17 protein-coding genes are annotated in these 18,993 nt (G+C 62.1%); 2 read left to right on the forward strand and 15 right to left on the reverse strand.

The features are described 5' to 3' along the window. Positions 1–3 precede the first annotated feature (3 nt). Positions 4–582 carry a Maf family protein gene (locus AC193Q_RS12330; RefSeq protein WP_047295667.1) on the forward strand — a complete coding sequence of 193 codons (579 nt, stop codon included), beginning with the start codon at positions 4–6 and terminating at the stop codon, positions 580–582. An 86-nt stretch (positions 583–668) separates the two neighbouring features. On the opposite strand, the gene sppA is transcribed toward AC193Q_RS12330, so the two are convergent. From sppA to rluC, 3 genes are read right to left on the reverse strand one after another with little or no spacing between them, the layout of a single operon-like run. Continuing rightward, positions 669–1,658 (reverse strand): signal peptide peptidase SppA, encoded by a 990-nt coding sequence (gene sppA, locus AC193Q_RS12335; protein ID WP_027612352.1) that lies wholly within the window; start codon positions 1,656–1,658, stop codon positions 669–671. Positions 1,659–1,682: 24 nt separating this feature from the next. Beyond that, positions 1,683–2,345, reverse strand: coding sequence for an HAD-IA family hydrolase (locus tag AC193Q_RS12340; RefSeq protein ID WP_086794189.1), 663 nt, complete (start codon positions 2,343–2,345; stop codon positions 1,683–1,685). After that, positions 2,332–3,294, reverse strand: coding sequence for a 23S rRNA pseudouridine(955/2504/2580) synthase RluC (gene rluC, locus AC193Q_RS12345; protein WP_007950779.1), 963 nt, complete (start codon positions 3,292–3,294; stop codon positions 2,332–2,334). The genes AC193Q_RS12340 and rluC overlap by 14 nt, the downstream gene beginning before the upstream one ends. A gap of 699 nt (positions 3,295–3,993) precedes the next feature. Here rluC and rne point away from each other — a divergent pair. Then, positions 3,994–7,206: a ribonuclease E gene (gene rne / locus AC193Q_RS12350; protein WP_483879572.1), complete on the forward strand. Its 3,213-nt coding sequence runs from the start codon at positions 3,994–3,996 to the stop codon at positions 7,204–7,206. 150 nt (positions 7,207–7,356) lie between these two features. Here rne and AC193Q_RS12355 read toward each other — a convergent pair whose 3' ends face one another. From AC193Q_RS12355 to AC193Q_RS12410, 12 genes are all read right to left on the reverse strand, one after another. Next, positions 7,357–7,947, reverse strand: coding sequence for a nucleotidyltransferase family protein (locus tag AC193Q_RS12355; RefSeq protein WP_483879573.1), 591 nt, complete (start codon positions 7,945–7,947; stop codon positions 7,357–7,359). Next, positions 7,944–8,924, reverse strand: a complete 981-nt coding sequence (locus AC193Q_RS12360; protein ID WP_483879574.1) for an XdhC family protein — start codon at positions 8,922–8,924, stop codon at positions 7,944–7,946. Before AC193Q_RS12360 ends, AC193Q_RS12355 begins: the two co-directional genes overlap by 4 nt. Next, positions 8,924–11,245, reverse strand: coding sequence for a xanthine dehydrogenase family protein molybdopterin-binding subunit (locus AC193Q_RS12365; protein ID WP_483879575.1), 2,322 nt, complete (start codon positions 11,243–11,245; stop codon positions 8,924–8,926). The genes AC193Q_RS12360 and AC193Q_RS12365 overlap by 1 nt, the downstream gene beginning before the upstream one ends. After that, entirely contained in the window at positions 11,242–11,712 is a 471-nt protein-coding gene (locus AC193Q_RS12370) for a (2Fe-2S)-binding protein (protein WP_047295682.1), read from the reverse strand. The genes AC193Q_RS12365 and AC193Q_RS12370 overlap by 4 nt, the downstream gene beginning before the upstream one ends. 391 nt (positions 11,713–12,103) lie before the next feature. Beyond that, a complete protein-coding gene (murB, locus tag AC193Q_RS12375) occupies positions 12,104–13,123 on the reverse strand; it encodes a UDP-N-acetylmuramate dehydrogenase (RefSeq protein WP_476286530.1) in 1,020 nt (339 codons plus the stop codon). After that, positions 13,120–13,584, reverse strand: a complete 465-nt coding sequence (locus AC193Q_RS12380; RefSeq protein ID WP_047295686.1) for a low molecular weight protein-tyrosine-phosphatase — start codon at positions 13,582–13,584, stop codon at positions 13,120–13,122. Before AC193Q_RS12380 ends, murB begins: the two co-directional genes overlap by 4 nt. Continuing rightward, positions 13,584–14,348, reverse strand: coding sequence for a 3-deoxy-manno-octulosonate cytidylyltransferase (kdsB, locus tag AC193Q_RS12385; RefSeq protein WP_047295688.1), 765 nt, complete (start codon positions 14,346–14,348; stop codon positions 13,584–13,586). The genes AC193Q_RS12380 and kdsB overlap by 1 nt, the downstream gene beginning before the upstream one ends. Then, positions 14,345–14,530, reverse strand: coding sequence for a Trm112 family protein (locus tag AC193Q_RS12390; protein ID WP_003174668.1), 186 nt, complete (start codon positions 14,528–14,530; stop codon positions 14,345–14,347). Before AC193Q_RS12390 ends, kdsB begins: the two co-directional genes overlap by 4 nt. A 21-nt stretch (positions 14,531–14,551) precedes the next feature. After that, the gene (gene lpxK, locus AC193Q_RS12395) at positions 14,552–15,562 is read right to left on the reverse strand and encodes a tetraacyldisaccharide 4'-kinase (RefSeq protein WP_047295691.1); all 1,011 of its coding nucleotides are present in this window, start codon (positions 15,560–15,562) and stop codon (positions 14,552–14,554) included. Next, positions 15,562–15,990: an ExbD/TolR family protein gene (locus AC193Q_RS12400; RefSeq protein ID WP_027612340.1), complete on the reverse strand. Its 429-nt coding sequence runs from the start codon at positions 15,988–15,990 to the stop codon at positions 15,562–15,564. Before AC193Q_RS12400 ends, lpxK begins: the two co-directional genes overlap by 1 nt. Then, a complete protein-coding gene (locus AC193Q_RS12405) occupies positions 15,987–16,622 on the reverse strand; it encodes a MotA/TolQ/ExbB proton channel family protein (protein ID WP_047295693.1) in 636 nt (211 codons plus the stop codon). Before AC193Q_RS12405 ends, AC193Q_RS12400 begins: the two co-directional genes overlap by 4 nt. 111 nt (positions 16,623–16,733) lie before the next feature. After that, on the reverse strand, positions 16,734–18,947 hold the full coding sequence (locus tag AC193Q_RS12410) for a DNA internalization-related competence protein ComEC/Rec2 (protein WP_121186659.1): 2,214 nt from the start codon (positions 18,945–18,947) through the stop codon (positions 16,734–16,736). Positions 18,948–18,993: the final 46 nt, after the last annotated feature.

An 18,993-nucleotide genomic window follows, 5' to 3' on the forward strand; every position in this document is an offset into this window, starting at 1 on the left:
CCCATGCTGCCTTTATTACTTGCTTCGAGCTCGACTTATCGCCGTGAATTGCTCGCCCGTCTGCACCTGCCGTTCGTCTGCAGCTCGCCGGATATCGACGAAAGCCACCAGCCGGGCGAATCCGCCATCGAACTGGTCAAGCGCCTCGCCGAACAGAAAGCCCGGGCACTGGCCGCCAGCCACCCCACTCATCTGATTATCGGCTCAGACCAGGTCGCAGTGCTCGACGAACGGATCATCGGCAAGCCGCACACCTTCGACAAGGCTCGCGAGCAACTGCTGGCGGCCAGCGGCGCCAGCGTAACCTTCCTCACCGGCCTGGCCCTGCTCAACAGCCAGACGGGTCACTGCCAGGTCGACTGCGTGCCATTTACCGTACACATGCGCCAGCTCGACGAAGGACGCATCGAGCGCTACCTGCGCCTTGAGCAGCCCTACGACTGCGCCGGCAGTTTCAAAGCCGAAGGGTTGGGGGTGAGCCTGTTTCAGTCCACCGAGGGGCCTGACGCCACCAGCCTGATCGGCCTGCCACTGATTCGCCTGATCGACATGTTGCTGGCCGAAGGCGTGCAAATCCCTTAAAGCAAAAGATCGCAGCCTGCGGCAGCCCCTACATTGATCTCTGTAGGAGCTGCCGCAGGCTCCGATCTTTTGATCTTTACAACGAATCAGCGCAATGAAGGCCCGTGGAACCCCATCCACATCGCCAACTGCTCAGCCACACTGGCACCAAGCTTTTTCGAGAAGCGGTCGAACGGCGACTCCTGCACGGTGAAATCCACCAGCTCTTTCTCGCCAATCACATCCCGCGCCACCGAACTGGCATTACCCAAACCATCGATCAGACCCAGCGGCAGCGCCTGCTCGCCAGACCAGACCAGCCCGGAGAACAGCTCCGGATGCTCTTTATCCTTCAGGCGATCGCCACGCCCCTGCTTGACGCTATTGATGAACTGCTTGTGCGTGGTGTCGAGCACGGTCTGCCAGAAAGCAGTCTCATCAGGCTTCTGCGGCTGGAACGGATCCAGAAACGACTTGTGCTCGCCCGACGTATAGGTGCGACGCTCGACGCCCAGCTTGTCCATGGTGCCGACAAAACCGTAACCCGCCGCCGTCACACCAATGGAACCGACCAGACTGGCCTTGTCGGCATAGATCTGATCCGCCGCACTGGCGATGTAATAGGCACCGGACGCACCGAGATCGGAAATCACCGCATACACCTTGGTATCCGGATGCAGGCCGCGCAGACGCTTGATCTCGTCATACACATAACCCGATTGCACCGGACTGCCGCCAGGGCTGTTGATCCGCAGGATCACGCCTTTGACCTTCTTGTCCTCAAAGGCTGCCCGCAGACTGCCGACGATGTTGTCGGCACTGGCAGGCTCCTTGTCGGCAATCATGCCGGTGACGTCGATCAGCGCAGTGTAGTTCGGGCCACGGGTGGCGCTCTTCTCCATGTCCATCAGCGGCGTGAACAGGATCAGCGCAACAAACAGGTAAACAAATGTCAGCAGCTTGAAGAAAATCCCCCAACGCCGCGAGCGACGCTGCTCCTGCACACTGGCCAGCAAAGTCTTTTCCAGCAGCTTCCAGCTTTTCTCGTCACCGTCGTCGGCACTTGCCTTGGCCGGTGCTTTCCATTCGTCGGTCATGCGCTGTACCCCAGCAAAAACGTATTAAGCCTGCTGCCCCAGCCAGGCGTGCAATTCACTAAAACGGTCGATCGACAGGCGCGGCTCGAACTGCTGCAGCGACTCGATCGACTGCGCGCCATAGCTGACAGCCACCGACGCCATGCCCGCATTGCGCGCCATCAGCAGATCGAAGGACGAATCCCCGACCATCAGCGCCTGCTCGGGCCGCACGCCGCAATGCGCGAGAATCTGCTCAAGCATCAACGGATGCGGCTTGCTCGCGGTCTCGTCGGCGGCGCGGGTGATATCGAAATAATCTTCCCAGCCATTGGCCTTGAGCACCCGGTCCAGTCCGCGACGATTCTTGCCGGTCGCGACCGCCAGGTGATAGCCCTGCTCGCGAAACGACGCCATCGACTCGACCACACCCTCGAACAGCGGCGAAGGCACGGCTTCTGCCGCGATGTAATGATCGGCGTAATACTCGCGAAACAGGGTCATTTCGGCATCGCTGATGTCCGGGTACAAGGTACGGATTGCCTCGGGCAAGCCCAGACCGATGATGCCCTTGACGGCAAAATCATCGCGCAACTCGAAACCGGAACGCGTGGACGCCGAATGCATCGCCTCGACAATCCGACCAATGGAATCGGCGAGGGTGCCGTCCCAATCAAAAATCAGCAGCTTGTAATCAGATGGGCGCACTCAATCGCTCCACGGTCTTGGCCCACATTTCATCGACTGGGGCTTGCAGCTTGAGTTCACCGCCATCGGGCAGCGGCACGGTCAGCATGTAGGCGTGCAGGAACAGGCGCTTGCCGCCCAGATCACGGATTTCCTTGCTGAAACCGTCATCGCCGTACTTGGTGTCGCCGGCAATGCAATGCCCGGCGTGCAAGGTGTGGACGCGGATCTGGTGGGTGCGCCCGGTGATCGGCTTGGCTTCGATCAGGGTGGCAAAGTCGCCAAACCGGCGCAGGACCTTGAACACGGTCACCGACTCCTTGCCCTCCTCCTCGTCGACCTCGACCATCCGTTCGCCGGAGCGCAGGTTGCTCTTGCCCAGCGCCGCACGGACTTGCTTGATCGAGGTCGCCCAGTTGCCGCGAACCAGGGCCATGTAACGCTTGTCGACACCGTCACCGCGCAATGCCGCGTGCAAGTGACGCAACATGCTGCGCTTCTTGGCGATCATCAGCAGGCCGGAAGTGTCACGGTCGAGACGGTGAACCAGCTCCAGCTCCTTGGCATCGGGACGCAACTGACGAAAGGCTTCGATCACCCCGTAATTCAAGCCGCTGCCGCCGTGAACCGCAATGCCGGCGGGCTTGTTGATCACGATCAGGGCTTTGTCTTCGTAGACAATCGAGGCTTCCAGACGCTGCAACAGGCCTTGAGCCAATGGCACCGGCTCGTCGCGCTCAGGCACGCGAACCGGCGGCACGCGCACGATATCGCCGGCCTGCAGCTTGTATTCGGGCTTGATCCGCCCCTTGTTCACACGCACTTCGCCTTTACGCAAAATGCGGTAAATCAAGGTCTTGGGCACGCCTTTGAGCCGGGCAAGGAGGAAATTGTCGATTCGTTGGCCGGCATACTCCGGCGAGACTTCAAGCAGTTGAACGCCTGGAGTCGAAGGGGCAGTAGTTGTCATGCCGCGGATGATAACAATTTTTATGGAATTGAAGCACTTAATCATTGCTGCTATAGTCGCGAACGCCGCCAAAAGCGGCCTGGACAGCGGAACCACGGTCAAAAACCGGCCCTGACCAACGCAATTCACCAGGACGCGAGGCCGTCCTACGGGGCTTTCGCTACGTAACGGTGGAGTTTGCAGTTGTAACAAGCGCAGGTGACATGAGGCCTGAATTACACCGTCGAGCAGAGTTTTCACTCGCCTGACAGGCACATATTCGAGGCCAGTTCACAAAGTGCAGTCAGCTGCAGATGACCCCGAGCGAAGGCTTCGGAAACATCGCCTGAATTAGCCATGATGCGTGACCTCCCCTTTCGGAGCTCACGGTAAATGCCAACCCGCTGCGGATTCTGCGCGCGGCAGCACCCGAATTATCAGGGATACGTGTAGGGTGGAGATGCACAACCGCCGGACTGTGTAGCAATAGGCTTTATCAAGACGCTTCATCTCGTCCACAGCCGCTGGTTGATTCCTCCTCCTGACTGAGTGCTTAAGTAGCCACAGCAAGCAGGACGCGTACGTCGCGATATCGGCCCAATTGGCCTGACATCGCTGGACACGGGAATGGCCAACCACTCCCGACGCACCTGACACCGACCGTGAGAAGTCGTGTGTGCCGAACGCCGTTTCCGGCAGCCCGGAAACCGACGGTACTACATGAAAAGAATGCTGATTAACGCAACTCAACCCGAAGAGTTGCGTGTTGCACTGGTAGATGGCCAACGCCTCTACGACCTGGACATCGAATCCGGTGCACGCGAGCAGAAGAAGGCCAACATCTACAAAGGCCGTATCACTCGCATCGAACCAAGCCTTGAGGCTGCCTTTGTCGATTTCGGCTCCGAGCGCCACGGCTTCCTGCCCCTCAAAGAAATCTCCCGCGAATACTTCAAGAAAGCCCCCGAAGGCCGCGTCAACATCAAGGACGTCCTGAGCGAAGGCCAGGAAGTCATCGTTCAGGTCGAAAAAGAAGAACGTGGCAACAAGGGCGCTGCCCTGACCACCTTCATCAGCCTGGCCGGTCGTTACCTCGTGCTGATGCCGAACAACCCGCGTGCCGGCGGTATCTCCCGTCGCATCGAAGGCGAAGAACGCAACGAACTGCGTGAAGCGCTGAACGGTCTGGTTGCACCGGCCGACATGGGCCTGATCGTGCGCACTGCCGGCCTGGGCCGCAGCAGCGAAGAAATGCAGTGGGACCTCGATTACCTGCTGCAACTGTGGACCGCCATCAAAGAAGCCTCGCTGGATCGCTCCGCGCCATTCCTGATCTACCAGGAAAGCAACGTGATCATCCGCGCCATCCGCGATTACCTGCGCCAGGACATCGGCGAAGTGCTGATCGACAGCGTTGAAGCCCAGGACGAAGCCCTGACCTTCATCCGCCAGGTGATGCCGCAGTACGCCAGCAAGATCAAGCTGTACGAGGACAGCGTGCCGCTGTTCAACCGTTTCCAGATCGAAAGCCAGATCGAGACCGCTTTCCAGCGCGTCGTCGAACTGCCTTCCGGCGGTTCCATCGTTATCGATCCGACCGAAGCCCTGGTGTCCATCGACATCAACTCGGCGCGCGCCACCAAAGGCAGCGACATCGAAGAAACCGCCCTGCAGACCAACCTTGAAGCCGCCGAAGAAATCGCCCGTCAGTTGCGCCTGCGCGACATCGGCGGCCTGATCGTCATCGACTTCATCGACATGACCCCGGCCAAGAACCAGCGCGCCGTGGAAGAGAAAGTCCGCGAATGCCTGGAAGCCGACCGCGCTCGCGTGCAGATCGGCCGCATTTCGCGCTTCGGCCTGCTGGAAATGTCCCGTCAGCGCCTGCGTCCATCCCTGGGCGAAAGCAGCGGCATCGTCTGCCCGCGCTGCAACGGCACCGGCATCATCCGTGACGTCGAATCGCTGTCGCTGGCAATCCTGCGCCTGATCGAAGAAGAAGCCCTGAAAGACCGCACTGCCGAAGTGCGCGCTCAGGTGCCGATCCCGGTTGCCGCGTTCCTGCTAAACGAAAAACGCAACTCGATCACCAAGATCGAACTGCGCACCCGTGCCCGTATCGTCATTCTGCCGAACGACCACCTCGAAACCCCGCACTTCGAAGTTCAGCGTCTGCGTGACGACAGCCCGGAAGCCGCGACCAACCAGTCCAGCTACGAAATCGCTGCCGCCGCTGCCGAAGTCGAAGAAGTCCAGCCAGCCGCTGCGACCCGCACCCTGGTTCGCCAGGAAGCCGCGGTCAAGACTGCTCCGGCCCGCGCCAACGCGCCAGTGCCGACCGAAGTCGCCGCGCCCGCCGCTGCGCCGGCTCCGGTTGCCGCGCCAGAGCCAAGCCTGTTCAAAGGTCTGGTGAAATCACTGGTCAGCCTGTTCGCTACCAAAGAAGAGCCAGCCGCACCGGTCGTCGTTGAAAAACCGGCCACCGAGCGTCCGGCCCGCAACGAAGAGCGTCGCAACGGTCGTCAGCAGAGCCGCAACCGTAACGGTCGCCGCGATGAAGAGCGCAAGCCGCGCGAAGAACGTGCACCGCGTGAAGAACGCACCCCACGCGAGCCGCGTGAAGAGCGTCAGCCACGTGAAGCCCGTGAAGTCCGCGAGCCACGTGAAGCCCGTACGGAGGCGCCAGCCGCTCGCGAAGAACGTGCTCCACGCGCTCCGCGTGAAGAACGTGCGCCACGTGCTCCACGTGAAGACCGCAAGCCACGTGGCGAGCGTGAAGAGCGCGTGCGTGAACTGCGCGAGCCTCTGGACGCCGCTCCGGCTGCACCCGTAGCGGCTGCAACCGCCGCCGTGGTCGCAGAAGAGCGTCCGGCCCGTCAGCCACGCGAAGAACGCGCACCGCGTCCGCCGCGTGAAGAACGTCAACCGCGCGCCGAGCAGGCCGCTGCCGCCGTCGCTGAAGAAGAAGTGAACACTAACGATGAGCAACTGCCGGAAGACGGCCAGGACAACGCCGAAGGCGATCGTCCACGTCGTCGCTCCCGTGGTCAGCGTCGTCGCAGCAACCGTCGCGAGCGTCAGCGTGATGCCAACGGCAACGTGATCGAAGGTTCGGAAGAATCCGAGTCCGGCGAAAACGCCGCTGCTCCAAGCGCTGCCGATCTGGCTGCCGGCCTGGCCGTCACCGCCGCTGTTGCCAGCAGCGTGATCAGCGCTCCGGCCGAGGCACAGGCTCACGAGCAAGCCGAACGCGCTACCGCCGCTGTTCAGGAAACCGCTCCAGTGGAAGCGCCGGTTGTTGAGGCCACTACCCCGGTGGAAGTGGTTGCTGCTCCGGAAGTCGAAGTGGCACCGGTTCAAGAAACACTGCCTCAGGTTGAAGCCGCTGCTGAACCTGCCGTTGAGGCGCCAGTCGTGGCCGCAGAGCCGGTTGCTGAAACCGTGACCGAAACCGTGCGTGAAGTTCGCGAAGAACAGACCGCGTTCAACTGGGTTGCCGAGCCTGCCGTGGCTGAAACGCCAGCGCCAGTCGTTGAAGCCCCAGTGGTTGAAGAAGCCAAGGCTGCCGCGCCAGTGGTCGAAGCCGCTGCACCTGCTCCAGCGCCAGTCGTTGAAGCACCGGTCGAAGCACCTGTGGTGGCCGAAGAGCCTGCTCCAGTGGTTGAAGCCGCACCGGTCAGCGCCCTGACGCCAAACGGCCGTGCGCCAAACGACCCACGTGAAGTGCGTCGCCGCAAGCGTGAAGCCGAGCGCCTGCAGAAGGAAGCCGAACTGGCTGCCGCTGCTGCTCCGGCTGCTGAAGTGGTCGAGGTTGCTGCCGTAGAAGCCGTGGTTGAATCGGTGATCGCCGAAGCACCACGCTCCGTTCAGGACGCGGTCGAGCATCACCAAGCGGCCGAGGAAAAAGAACACGAGCCTAAACCGATCGTCTGATTCCGAAAGCCAATAAAAAGCCCCGCCGGGTGAAAACCTGGCGGGGCTTTTTTTATTCCATTTGGAATATCAAAAGATCGCAGCCTTCGGCAGCTCCTACAGGAGACCTGTGCAGGAGCTGCCGAAGGCTGCGATCTTTTGATCTTGCTGTTATCTAAAAACCAACGCTTCTGGCACATCGATATCCCACACCACCCCGGGATCATCCACCGCCACTTCCACCACCCGCCCCTGCTTGAACAACGGCCTGGCACCGCGATCACCGGTCAGCGCCTGCAACCCCGCTCCGTATGAACGCCCGAAACCCACCGGATGGCCAAACTCGCCGTCCTTCACCGGTACGCTCACAGCGTCGTCAGCCATCGCCGCCACCACCCGCTCAATACTCGATGGCAAGATAAACGGCATATCCCCCAGCACGATCAGCCAGCCATCGGCGTCCGGGCAAGCCGCAACGCCTGCCGCAATGCTGTCACCCATTCCGGTCGATTCAATCGAGACCACATCGCAGCCATAAGCCTGCGCCATGCGCATCGCCTGCGGCCGTGCTTCAGTGGTCACCAGCACCCGCTTGTCGAGATTGGCCGGCAGACTCAGCAGCACCTGCTCGATCACCGAACGCACCGCACCGTCGCGTCCGGTGCAATCGGCCAGCAGCTTGTCCTTGTCGGCACCGGCAACTTCACGAAAGCGACTGCCCTCGCCCGCTGCCAATACGATCACTGCAATGGATTGACTCATGGCTTGTCCCTAACGTTTTTCTGTTTCAACTCGACGCCGTTCTTGATCGCCACAATCTCCGCCAACAACGACAGGGCAATCTCCGCCGGTGAATGGCTGCCGATGTGCAGACCGATCGGCCCATGCAATCGCGCAATGGCTGATTCTGACAAGCCTAGCTGAGCCAGATTGTCCCGGCGCTTCTGGCTGTTGACCCGCGAACCGAGTGCACCGACATAGAAGGCCGGCGAATCGAGCGCCGTAAGCAACGCCATATCATCCAGACGTGGGTCGTGGGTCAGCGCGACAATGGCTGTGCGTTCGTCCGTCTGAATGCTTAGTACAGCGTCATCCGGCATGCCCGGGACAAAGCGCCCATGATGCTCTTCCCAACCGTAGACGAACTCGGTACGCGGATCGCAAATCAGCACTTCGAAATCCAGCAGCCGGGCCATGTCCGCTACGTAGCGCGACAGCTGCCCGGCACCGATCAACAGCAGACGCCAGCGCGGGCCATAAATGGCGCGCAGGGTCTTGCCGTCGAATGCCAGCACATCGGTTTTGCTCGCCGCTGACAGCACCACTTCACCGGTTTCGATGTTCAGCTCACGGGCGACAATTTCATGCGCTTCACACCGCGCGAGCAATTCGGCGACCCACGCCGGATCAGCGACCCGCTCTTCGGTCAGACGCAACGTGCCGCCACAGGGCAAGCCGAAGCGCGCAGCCTCCTCGCGGGTGACGCCATAGGTAATCAGTTGCACCGGTGGTCCGTCGCTGGCGATGCGCCCGTCGTGCAGACGGGCGATCAAGTCATCCTCGACACAACCGCCCGACACCGAGCCAATCACCACGCCGTCCTCGCGCAACGCGAGCATCGCACCCGGCGCCCGGGGCGCGGTGCCCCAGGTCTGCACCACGCTGAACAGCACCACTCGCTGCCCGGCGCGGCGCCATTCGAGCACGCTGCGCAGAACGTTGAGATCGGCGCTGTCCATCACGCTTGCGCCTTCTGCCAACCCTGCAACTGATAACGCACCGGCAGGTTGCGGATGCGCTGGCCGGTGGCAGCGAAGATGGCGTTACACAGCGCCGGCGCAATCGGTGGTACGCCGGGTTCACCGACACCACCCAACGGCACGTCGCCCAGCGGCGTCACCAAATGCACCGCGATTGCCTTCGGCGCCAGCGACATGCGCGCCACTTCGTACATGTGGAAGTTGTCCTGCTGGACCTTGCCGTCCTTGAAGCTGATTTCACCCAGCACCGCGTTGCCCAGGCCCATCACACAGGCGCCTTCGAACTGCGAGCGGATGCGTTCCGGGTTGATCTGCGGCCCGCAATCGACGGCGATGTCAGCCTTGTGCACGATCAGCGTACCGTCGTCCTTGACCTCGACTTCGATCACCGCCGCCACATAGGTGACGAAGCTGTAATGCACCGCCAGGCCGAGGCCTCGGCCCTTGGGCAACTGACGTCCCCAACCGGCAGCCTTGGCCGCAGTTTCCAGTACCGTGCGCATGCGTCCGGTGTCGATCGGGTAGCGCTCGGGGGATTCGCCGTAGTTCCATTCCTCGCTCAGGGTGCGCGGATCGATCTGCCGATCCGGGCCGAGCAACTTGATCTGATACTTCAGCGGATCAACACCGGCCTTGTGCGCCAGTTCATCGACAAAACTCTGAATCGCAAACCCGTGAGGAATGTTCGACACCGAGCGATACCAGCCGACCCGGGTATGCACCGTGGCTTCGGGGTTTTCCAGGCGCACGTTGGGAATCGCGTAGGCCATGTTGGTAAAGCCCATGCCCAGTTCGAACGCCGCCTCATGGTTCATGCCCGGAGCAAACAGCGCAGTAATGCTCGGCGCCACGGTACGGTGTAGCCAGCCGGACGGCATGCCGTCCTTGCCGACAGCCGCCTTCAAATACTCGGCGGACACTGTGTGGAAATACGAGTTATGGATGTCATCTTCGCGGGTCCATTGCACTCGCACCGCTTTACCGGGGAACTCCTTGGCAAGGATCGCCGCTTCGACGACGAAATCCGGCTTGGATTTACGGCCGAAACCACCACCAAGCAGCGTGACGTTGAAGGTGACATTGTCGAACGGCAGCCCCAGACGCTCGGCGATGCGCTCGCGAGTCACCTGCGGCGCCTGGCTCGGCGCCCACGCTTCACACACACCTTTGTCGTAGCGAGCGATGGCGACCATCGGCTCCATCGGTGCCTGGGCCAGATGCGGCAAATAGTAGGAGGCTTCGAGGCTACTGGCAGCGCCGCTCAGTGCCTTGTCGATATCACCGGTATTGCGCACCACTTTGCCGGGTTTGCGCGACGCCGCTTCCAGCGCTTTGCGGTAAGCGATCGAGTCGTAACTGGCGTTGGGCCCGTCGTCCCATTCGATCTTCAGCGCCTCGCGGCCCTTGATCGCCGCCCAGGTATTGCTGGCAATCACCGCAACGCCGCCCAGCGGCTGGAATTCCGAAGGCAGTGGACGGCTCTCGATCTGCATGACCTTCAGCACACCCGGAACCTTCAGCGCGGCGCTGTCATCCAGCGACTTGACCTTGCCGCCATACACCGCCGGACGGGCGATGGTCGCGTAGAGCATGCCGTCGAAATGCACGTCGGCGCCATACACCGCGCGTCCGTTGACGATGTCGGCACCGTCAATGGCTTTGGTGCCTTCCTTGCCGATGTAGCGAAACTCCGACGGCTGCTTGAGGCGCAGGCTGTCACGGGCTGGCACCGCCAGCGCACCGGCTGCGGCGGCAAGTTCGCCGTAACCCAGCTCGCGGCCGGACGGTGTGTGCAGCACTTTGTGCAACTGCGCACGGCACTCGCCCACCGGCACCTGCCACTGCGCAGCGGCGGCTTGTTCCAGCATGGTCCGGGCCGCCGCGCCGCAACGGCGCATCGGTTCATACCAGTGACGCATGCTGCGTGAACCGTCAGTGTCCTGGTTGCCGAACCGCACTTCATCGCCCGGCGCTTGCTGCACTTTGACCTTGGCCCAATCGGCGTCCAGTTCATCGGCGACCACCATGGTCAGACTGGTGCGCACGCCCTGGCCCATTTCCGAGCGGTTGCAGACCACAGTGACCGTGCCATCTGCGGCAATGCTCACGTAAACCTTGGGATCGTCAATCCAGCCGTTAGGCATGCCATCAGCGCCAAACTTCTTCGGCGCGTCTTCAGCCAATGCCTCCTGCCAGCCCCAGCTCGCGGCCAGCACCAATGCGCCCGTGGCGCCGACGCCTTTGAGAAAACCGCGGCGGCTGAGATTGCTCAGGGCGAAATCGTTCGGCAAGCGGCTCATGCCTTGGCCTCCTTCAGGTGAGTCGAGGCCTGACGGATCGCGGTCTTGATCCGGTTATACGTGCCGCACCGGCAAATGTTGCCGACCATCGCTTCTTCGATCTGCTCGTCGCTCGGATCCGGATTGGTTTTAAGCAACGCCGTGGCAGACATGATCTGCCCGCCCTGACAGAAACCACATTGCGCCACAGCGCTGTCGAGCCAGGCTTGCTGAACGACTTTCCCGACCGGATCGGCGTGCAGGTTATCGATGGTACTGACGTTCTGCCCGATCACCGAGCCGATCGGCGTGATGCAACTGCGCGCCGGCAAGCCGTCGATGTGAATGGTGCAGGCGCCACACAGGCCCATGCCGCAGCCAAATTTGGTGCCGTTGTAACCGGCGACATCACGAATAGCCCACAACAGCGGCATGTCTTCCGTGACATCGAGGGAATGGTCTTGACCGTTTAGTTTCAGGGTAATCATGGGCACGCCCGCATATTAGTGGTTATGGGGTCGAGCAGAACTGGCGGTGGTTCACGCAGATCGACTCAGGCTAATGGGCCAATACACATCAGTGAAGCCGAACACTGAACCTGTGGCGAGGGAGCTTGCTCCCGCTGGACTGCGGAGCAGGCCCCTCTTGAAAGCGGGGCCGCTACGCGCCCCAGCGGGAGCAAGCTCCCTCGCCACAGGGTCATCGCTGACTGATATGTGATTGGCATAGGCTCTCTTGTGCCGACGCGAACGTCTGCACCGGGCCTTGGGTGGAGCAAATGACGGTTATCGTTAGCTGGCTAAGTTAACCCACCGTTAACAAAAAAGCCCTGCACTTTCGCTCAGTGCAGGGCTTTGGATACCGACTTGAAGCGTAGCCTCAATAACGGTTCGGCTCCATTTCCAGTTCGACATTGAAACGTTCGGCAATATCTTTCTGGATGCGTTGCGCCAGCTCCAGCAATTGCAGGCCGGTGGCGGTGCCGTAGTTGACCAGCACCAGCGCCTGCAATTTATGCACGCCGGCATCAGCCTCGCGAAAACCTTTCCAACCGGCGCGCTCAATCAGCCAACCGGCCGCCAGTTTCACCTGCCCGTCCGGCTGTGCATAGGCCACCAGATCCGGGTGTTGCGCCTTGATCTGCTCGACCAGTGCAGCCGATACCAGTGGATTCTTGAAGAAACTGCCGGCATTGCCGAGCACCGCCGGATCCGGCAGTTTTTCGCTGCGGATACTGCAGATTGCGCGGCTGACGTCGCTGGGCGTCGGTTGCTCGATGCCCTGCTCGGTCAGGCGCTGGCGCACCGGGCCGTATTCCAAATGCAGATGCGCGACACGATCAAGCTTGAAGCGCACCCGCAGGATCAGCCAACGTCCCGGCTGCTGCTTGAACAGACTGTCGCGGTAGGCGAAGTTGCACTCCTCCAGGCTGAAGTCGCGCAGTTCGCCGGTCTGGCGGTCCAGCGCGGTCAGCCCGGCGAACACATCCTTGATCTCGACCCCGTAGGCGCCGATGTTCTGCATCGGCGCAGCACCCACGGTGCCGGGGATCAGGCTGAGGTTTTCCAGACCGGAAAAACCCTGCGCCAGGGTGTGCTGCACGAACGGATGCCACGGCTCGCCGGCTTCGGCTTCGATCACTACACGGTTGCCGTCGTCACTGATCAGCCGAATGCCTCGGGTCGCCATGCGCAGCACCAGCGCCGGAATATCTGCAGTCAGCAGCAGGTTGCTGCCGCCGCCGATCACCAGCAACGGCACGTCATGGGCAGTCGCGTAGGCCAGGGCTTCGCGGACGTCGGCGTCGCTGTGGGCCTCGGCGAACAACTGCGCGCGAACGTCGACGCCAAAACTGTTGAACGGTTTCAGCGAAACCTGTGATTGAAGCTGCAAACTCATAACCGGCCCTTCACTTCGATCAACAGTTGGTCACACGCCGCTTCGATCAGGTCCAGTACCTGCTCGAAGCCCTGATCGCCGTCGTAGTACGGATCCGGCACTTCATCGACCACACCGGCGTAACGCCGCAAAAACAGATCGAGTTCAGCCTTGCCAGTGGACGGCTGCAGGGCCTTGAGGTTGCGCAGGTTGCTGTGGTCCATGGCCAGAATCAGGTCGTAACTGGCGAAATCGGCACGGCTGACCTGCTGCGCACGTTGCGCTGACAGGTCATAACCACGCACTTTGGCTGCGGCCTGGCTGCGTTTGTCCGGCGGATTGCCGACGTGCCAGTCACCGGTGCCGGCGGAGGCCACTTCGACCTGATTTTCCAGCCCCGCTGCGCGCAGTTTGTGGCGCAACACGCCTTCAGCGGTGGGCGACCGGCAGATGTTGCCCAGGCACACGAACAGAACGCGCATCAGGCCTCCAGCAGGCGACGAACGCGCTCGAGGTCTTCAACGGTGTCGACCCCGGTTGGCGGCGCGATCAACGCATCGGCCACATGAATCCGTACGCCATGCCACAGAGCACGCAGCTGCTCCAGCGATTCGGTGTTTTCCAGCCAGCACGGGCCCCAGCTCACAAAGTCCTGAAGGAAGCCGGCGCGGTAGGCATAAATGCCGATGTGGCGACGGTACGGCACGCCTTCGGGCAACACGTCGCGGCTCTTGGCGAAAGCATCGCGGGCCCACGGCAAGGTGGCGCGACTGAAGGTCAGCGCCAGACCGTTAATGTCGCTGACGACCTTGACCACGTTGGGGTTGAACAGGGTTTCGACGTCTTCGATCGGCTCGGCCAGCGTGGCCATGCGCGCTTCGGTGTGGGCCGCGAGGTTGGCGGCGACCTGGTCGATCACGCTTGGCGGGATCAACGGTTCATCGCCTTGCACGTTGACCACGATCGCGTCCGGCGCAAGGCCCAGTTTGGCGGCGACTTCAGCCAGACGATCGGTGCCGGAATTGTGATCTTCACGGGTCAGCACCACTTCCGCGCCGAACGCCTTGCAGGCCTCGACGATGCGCGCATCGTCAGTCGCAACCACCACGCGGCTGGCGCTGCTTTTGCTCGCCTGTTCCCAGACATGCTGGATCATCGGCTTGCCGGCGATATCCAGCAGCGGTTTGCCCGGCAGGCGGGTCGAGGCGTAGCGCGACGGGATGACAACGGTGAAAGCAGTGGTCATTTATCCAGACGCTCGTCAGTGGTCAGGGTGCGCGCTTCGCTTTCGAGCATCACCGGGATGCCGTCGCGGATCGGATAGGCCAGACCGGCGCCCTTGCTGATCAGTTCGGTCTTGTCGGCGCTGAGCTTGAGCGGGCCTTTGCAGATCGGGCACGCGAGGATATCGAGCAATTTGGTGTCCATGAACATTCCCTGGATAAAGAGTTAAGGCAAAAGACGATCGGGCAACAGGCGCATCAACTGGGTGTCGAACCAGGCCACGAAGGCCGGTGACGGCACGGCATCGACCGCCAGATACCACCAGTCGTCAGCCGCGAAGGCACGGCACTTCACCGCATCCTTCTCGGTCATCACCAACGGCAATGACGGTGTGAAATTCAAGACCTGCACGCTGTATTCGGCGTGGTCGGCAAACGCATGGGGGATTGCCCGCCAGTCTAGCGCTTCGAGGGTATTGAAGAAACGTTGCGGATTGCCGATCCCGGCCACCGCGTGCACCGATTGACCGGGCGCAAAATGCGCCAGCGGCTGGCGCTCGCCGCTGCGCAGATTGACCAGCGACGTCGGCTGCAGGTGAAAGGCGAAACCCTCTTCACGATCCGCCGTGGCACCGTTGAACAGTACGCCATCGACGCTTTGCAGGCGCTCGATCGGCTCGCGCAACGGACCGGCCGGCAGGCAGCGCTTGTTGCCCAAACCACGAGCGGCGTCGATCAGCACCAGCTCCAGATCCCGCGCCAGACGGTAATGTTGCATGCCATCGTCGGAGAGGATCAGGTCCAGCGGTTCACTGGCGAGCAAGGCTTTGACCGCGGCACTGCGATCAGGGTCGATCATCAGCGGTACGCCGGTGCGCTGCACGATCAACAGCGGCTCATCGCCGGCGATATCGGCGCTCTGCTCGGCGGTGACCCGCCACGGCAGTTGCGGCGGTTTGGCGCCGTAACCACGACTGACCACGCCGACGCGCAGGCCGGCACGGCGGCAATGCTCGATCAGCCACAGGATCATCGGCGTCTTGCCGGTGCCGCCGACGGTGATGTTGCCGACCACGATCAACGGAACCGGTGGCTGATAGATCGGGCCTTCACCGTCGAGAAAGCGTTGGCGCTTGTTGACCACCACGCGGCGGTAGAGCATTTCCAGCGGCCGCAGCAGCGTCAGGGCCGGGTGCCCCTGATACCACGCGGCGAGCAAACGATCGGACAGGCTCATCAGGATTTGGGCGCCGCCTCGACCGTGGTCATGCGCAGATGGCTGAAACCGAGCTTGCCGGCCGCGTCCATGGCGGTGATCACCGATTGGTGTTGGGTCTTGCCGTCGGCACTGATCGACAACGGCATGTTGGTGTCACCGTTGGCTTCTTTCTGCATGGCTTCCATCAGCGTCGCCAGGTCGTTCTTCGGCAGAATCTTGTTGTTCACCGAGAACACACCTTCGGCGCTGATCGCGACGTCCAGTTGCTTGAGCTGCTGGTCTTCGGCAGGCGAGCCGCTGACCGATTCCGGCAGATCAACGCGCAACTGGGTCTCACGGGTGAAGGTGGTGGTCACGACGAAAAACAGCAACAGGATGAACACCACGTCGATCAGCGACGCGAGGTTGATGTCGATCGTTTCCCGGGGTTTGCGACGGAATTTCACGCTTTGTCCCCGGCCAGATCGACGTCACGGTCGCCCTGCACCACTTCGACCAGTTTGATCGCTTCCTGCTCCATGCCCACCACCAGTTCATCGATGCGGCGCTGCAGGAAACGGTGGAAGAACACCGATGGAATACCGACCATCAGGCCCGCTGCGGTGGTGATCAGTGCCTTGGAAATACCACCGGCCAACACAGAAGCGTTGGTGGCCATGCCGGAACCGGTGAAAGCGCTGAAAATATCGATCATGCCCAGTACTGTGCCCAGCAGGCCCAGCAACGGTGCCATGGCAGCAATGGTGCCCAGCGCGTTGACGTAGCGTTCGAGCTCGTGAATCACCCGCGCGGCGGCTTCTTCGATGCATTCCTTCATGATCTCGCGACCATGCTTGGAGTTGGCCAGGCCCGCGGCGAGGATTTCACCCAGCGGCGAGTTGGCGCGCAATTCCTTGAGCTTTTCTTTATTGAGCTGCTTGTCCTTGATCCAGACCCAGACCTGGCCCAGCAGATGCTCGGGGGTGACGCGGCTGGCGCGCAGGGTCCACAGGCGCTCGGCGACAATCGCCATGGCCGCGATGGAACTCAGAATGATCGGCAACATCATCCAGCCGCCGGATTTGACCAATTCCCACACAGTGACAGTCCCCTCGAAAAAGTGCGCCACTTTACCATACCGGTTCGCGATTAAGACCCGCCGCCCCGACGACCTGATGCCGCATTCGGCGATCCCGCGATCAATGGTGTTTCAACGCCAGAAACGCCGCTGTTGACGCATCAGCCACGGCGCCTGAAAGCCGCCCAGGCGCAGATGGATGGCGCCGTGCTGCGCGCTGTCGTAGATGCGCAACCCTTGCTGACGATAACGCGCCAGCACCAGCGGGTGCGGATGCCCGAACGAATTGCCCTGCCCCCGGGAGATCAGCACCGAATGCGGCCTCAGTGCCCGAAGCAGCGCCATTGAAGACGAACTGCGACTGCCATGATGCGGCGCTTGCAGCCAGTGCGTCGGCAGGGCCAACGGACTCTCCAGCAGAGCCCGTTCGGCAGCCGTGTCGATATCGCCGGTCAGCAGCAGACGCTCGCCATTGGCCTCGATCTGCAACACGCAGGAGCGCTGATTGCTGTCATGGGCCGCCGACCACTGCCACAGCTGAAACCGGACCCCGTCCCACTGCCATTGACGTCCGCTTTCACAGGCTTCGGCCCGCAGGATGGCGGGCAGCCCCGGAGGATCGCCGCTGATCACCCGCGTCACTTTCAGGCCCCGCGATACCGCCAGCGCACCACCGGCATGGTCGGCATCGGCATGACTGAGCAGCATCAGGTCGATGCGCTCACCCCCCAGTTTGTGCAGCGCCGGCAGCACCACTCGCTGCCCCAGATCGAAATCGCCGAAACGTGGACCGGTGTCGTAGAGCAATGTGTGATGACGCGTGCGGATCAGGATCGCCAGGCCCTGACCGACATCAAGTTGCCAGATATCAGCCAGTCCCTCGGCCACCCGCTCGCGAGGCGGCGCCAGCAAAATCAACAGCAACGGCCAGCCCAATGGTCGCAAGGGCACACCGCGCGGCAACAGCAACAATACGGCCCCGAGACTGCCAATCAACAAGCTCCACCACGGCAGCGACGGTGAGATCCATGCCGGCCAGATCCCGGCGATCACCGACAAGCCGCGAAACAGCCAGTCGATCAAACCACCGGCCAGCCACAACAAGCCTGCACCGACGTAAGGCACCGGCAACAATAGCGTGCCCAGCAGCGCTGGTGGCAGCACCAGCAGACTGACCCACGGCACCGCCAGCAGATTCGCCAGGGGACCGCTGAGGCTGATCGGCAGGTTCAGCGCCAGCAACAGCGGGCACAGGCCCAGCGCAATCAGCCATTGCGCCCGGGTCCAGGTCTGCCACCAATTCCACGCGCCGAGGCGCCCGCCGAAGGTGAAAATCAAAATCCCCACGGCGGCGAACGACAGCCAAAAACCGGGACGCAAACTGGCCAACGGATCGAATAACAGCAGCGCATTGAAGGCCAGCAACAGCGGCCACCACGCGCCGAGATGGCGAAAGCGCAGGCGCCACAACAACACCAGCCCGACCATCACGCAGGCCCGTTGCACCGGCACATCAAACCCGGCGAGCAAGCCGTAGCCGAGCGCTGCGGCAAACGCCAGCCCACAGGCCCATGGCAGCCAGGGCCAGCGCAGCGGCCACCAGCCATAGCGCGCCAGCCCGGCGATCAGCAGATACACGACCGCCGCCAACATCCCGATGTGTTGACCGGAAATCACCAGCAGATGCACGGTGCCGGTGTCCTGCAGGATCTGCCAATCCTCGCGACTGAGCCCGGAGCCGTCACCGAGCACCAGCGCCGCCAGTGCACCGCCCCGGCCCTGCGTGTCCACTTCAAGCAAGCGCTGGCGAATGCTGTCGCGCCACGCCCAACTGGCCTCGGCCAGGCGCTGACCGTCTTTGATCGTGCCGGTCGCGCCGATGCGTTGCGCCAGTAGCCACGCTTCGTAATCGAACGCATCGGGATTGAGCAGGCCACTCGGGCGCTTGAGCTTCACCGCCAGCCGCCAACGCTCGCCGCTGTTGAGCGGCGGCCCGGCGTGCCACGCCAGACGCATCAACGACGGCAATTTCTCGTGTCGCGAGCGGGCATCGGCCAGCTCGAAACGCACGACGCCTTCGCTGGTTTGCGGCAAGCCGACCACCCGCCCCTCGACCCAACGGGTTTCGCCGTCAAGCGCTGCCGGCAGGCGATCATTCAACGCCCACAGTGCACTGACGCACGCCCAGGTGAAACCGAACAGCAGAAACGCCAGCGGATAGCTGCGAAACGGCAGCAACATCAGTCCCACCAATGGCAACAACATCATCATTCCGACCGGCGGTAAAACCGGCAAAAAAACGGGTACCAGCAGACCGACTGCCAGCGCCATCATCCCTGTGCGCATAAGCCTGTCCTTGAGGGTTCCTGCGTTAGGCATAGCTGCTGCGAAG

It is taken from the genome of Pseudomonas sp. F2 (genome assembly GCF_057174385.1).

Bases quoted from the DNA above. Each gene is read 5' to 3' on its own strand.
- AC193Q_RS12355 (WP_483879573.1), bottom strand. From the start codon at position 7,947: ATGAGTCAATCCATTGCAGTGATCGTATTGGCAGCGGGCGAGGGCAGT.
- rne (WP_483879572.1), top strand. From the start codon at position 3,994: ATGAAAAGAATGCTGATTAACGCAACTCAACCCGAAGAGTTGCGTGTT.
- lpxK (WP_047295691.1), bottom strand. From the start codon at position 15,562: ATGAGCCTGTCCGATCGTTTGCTCGCCGCGTGGTATCAGGGGCACCCG.
- murB (WP_476286530.1), bottom strand. From the start codon at position 13,123: ATGAGTTTGCAGCTTCAATCACAGGTTTCGCTGAAACCGTTCAACAGT.
- AC193Q_RS12360 (WP_483879574.1), bottom strand. From the start codon at position 8,924: ATGGACAGCGCCGATCTCAACGTTCTGCGCAGCGTGCTCGAATGGCGC.
- kdsB (WP_047295688.1), bottom strand. From the start codon at position 14,348: ATGACCACTGCTTTCACCGTTGTCATCCCGTCGCGCTACGCCTCGACC.
- AC193Q_RS12365 (WP_483879575.1), bottom strand. From the start codon at position 11,245: ATGAGCCGCTTGCCGAACGATTTCGCCCTGAGCAATCTCAGCCGCCGC.
- AC193Q_RS12370 (WP_047295682.1), bottom strand. From the start codon at position 11,712: ATGATTACCCTGAAACTAAACGGTCAAGACCATTCCCTCGATGTCACG.
- AC193Q_RS12380 (WP_047295686.1), bottom strand. From the start codon at position 13,584: ATGCGCGTTCTGTTCGTGTGCCTGGGCAACATCTGCCGGTCGCCCACC.
- AC193Q_RS12390 (WP_003174668.1), bottom strand. From the start codon at position 14,530: ATGGACACCAAATTGCTCGATATCCTCGCGTGCCCGATCTGCAAAGGC.
- AC193Q_RS12330 (WP_047295667.1), top strand. From the start codon at position 4: ATGCTGCCTTTATTACTTGCTTCGAGCTCGACTTATCGCCGTGAATTG.
- AC193Q_RS12410 (WP_121186659.1), bottom strand. From the start codon at position 18,947: ATGCGCACAGGGATGATGGCGCTGGCAGTCGGTCTGCTGGTACCCGTT.
- sppA (WP_027612352.1), bottom strand. From the start codon at position 1,658: ATGACCGACGAATGGAAAGCACCGGCCAAGGCAAGTGCCGACGACGGT.
- rluC (WP_007950779.1), bottom strand. From the start codon at position 3,294: ATGACAACTACTGCCCCTTCGACTCCAGGCGTTCAACTGCTTGAAGTC.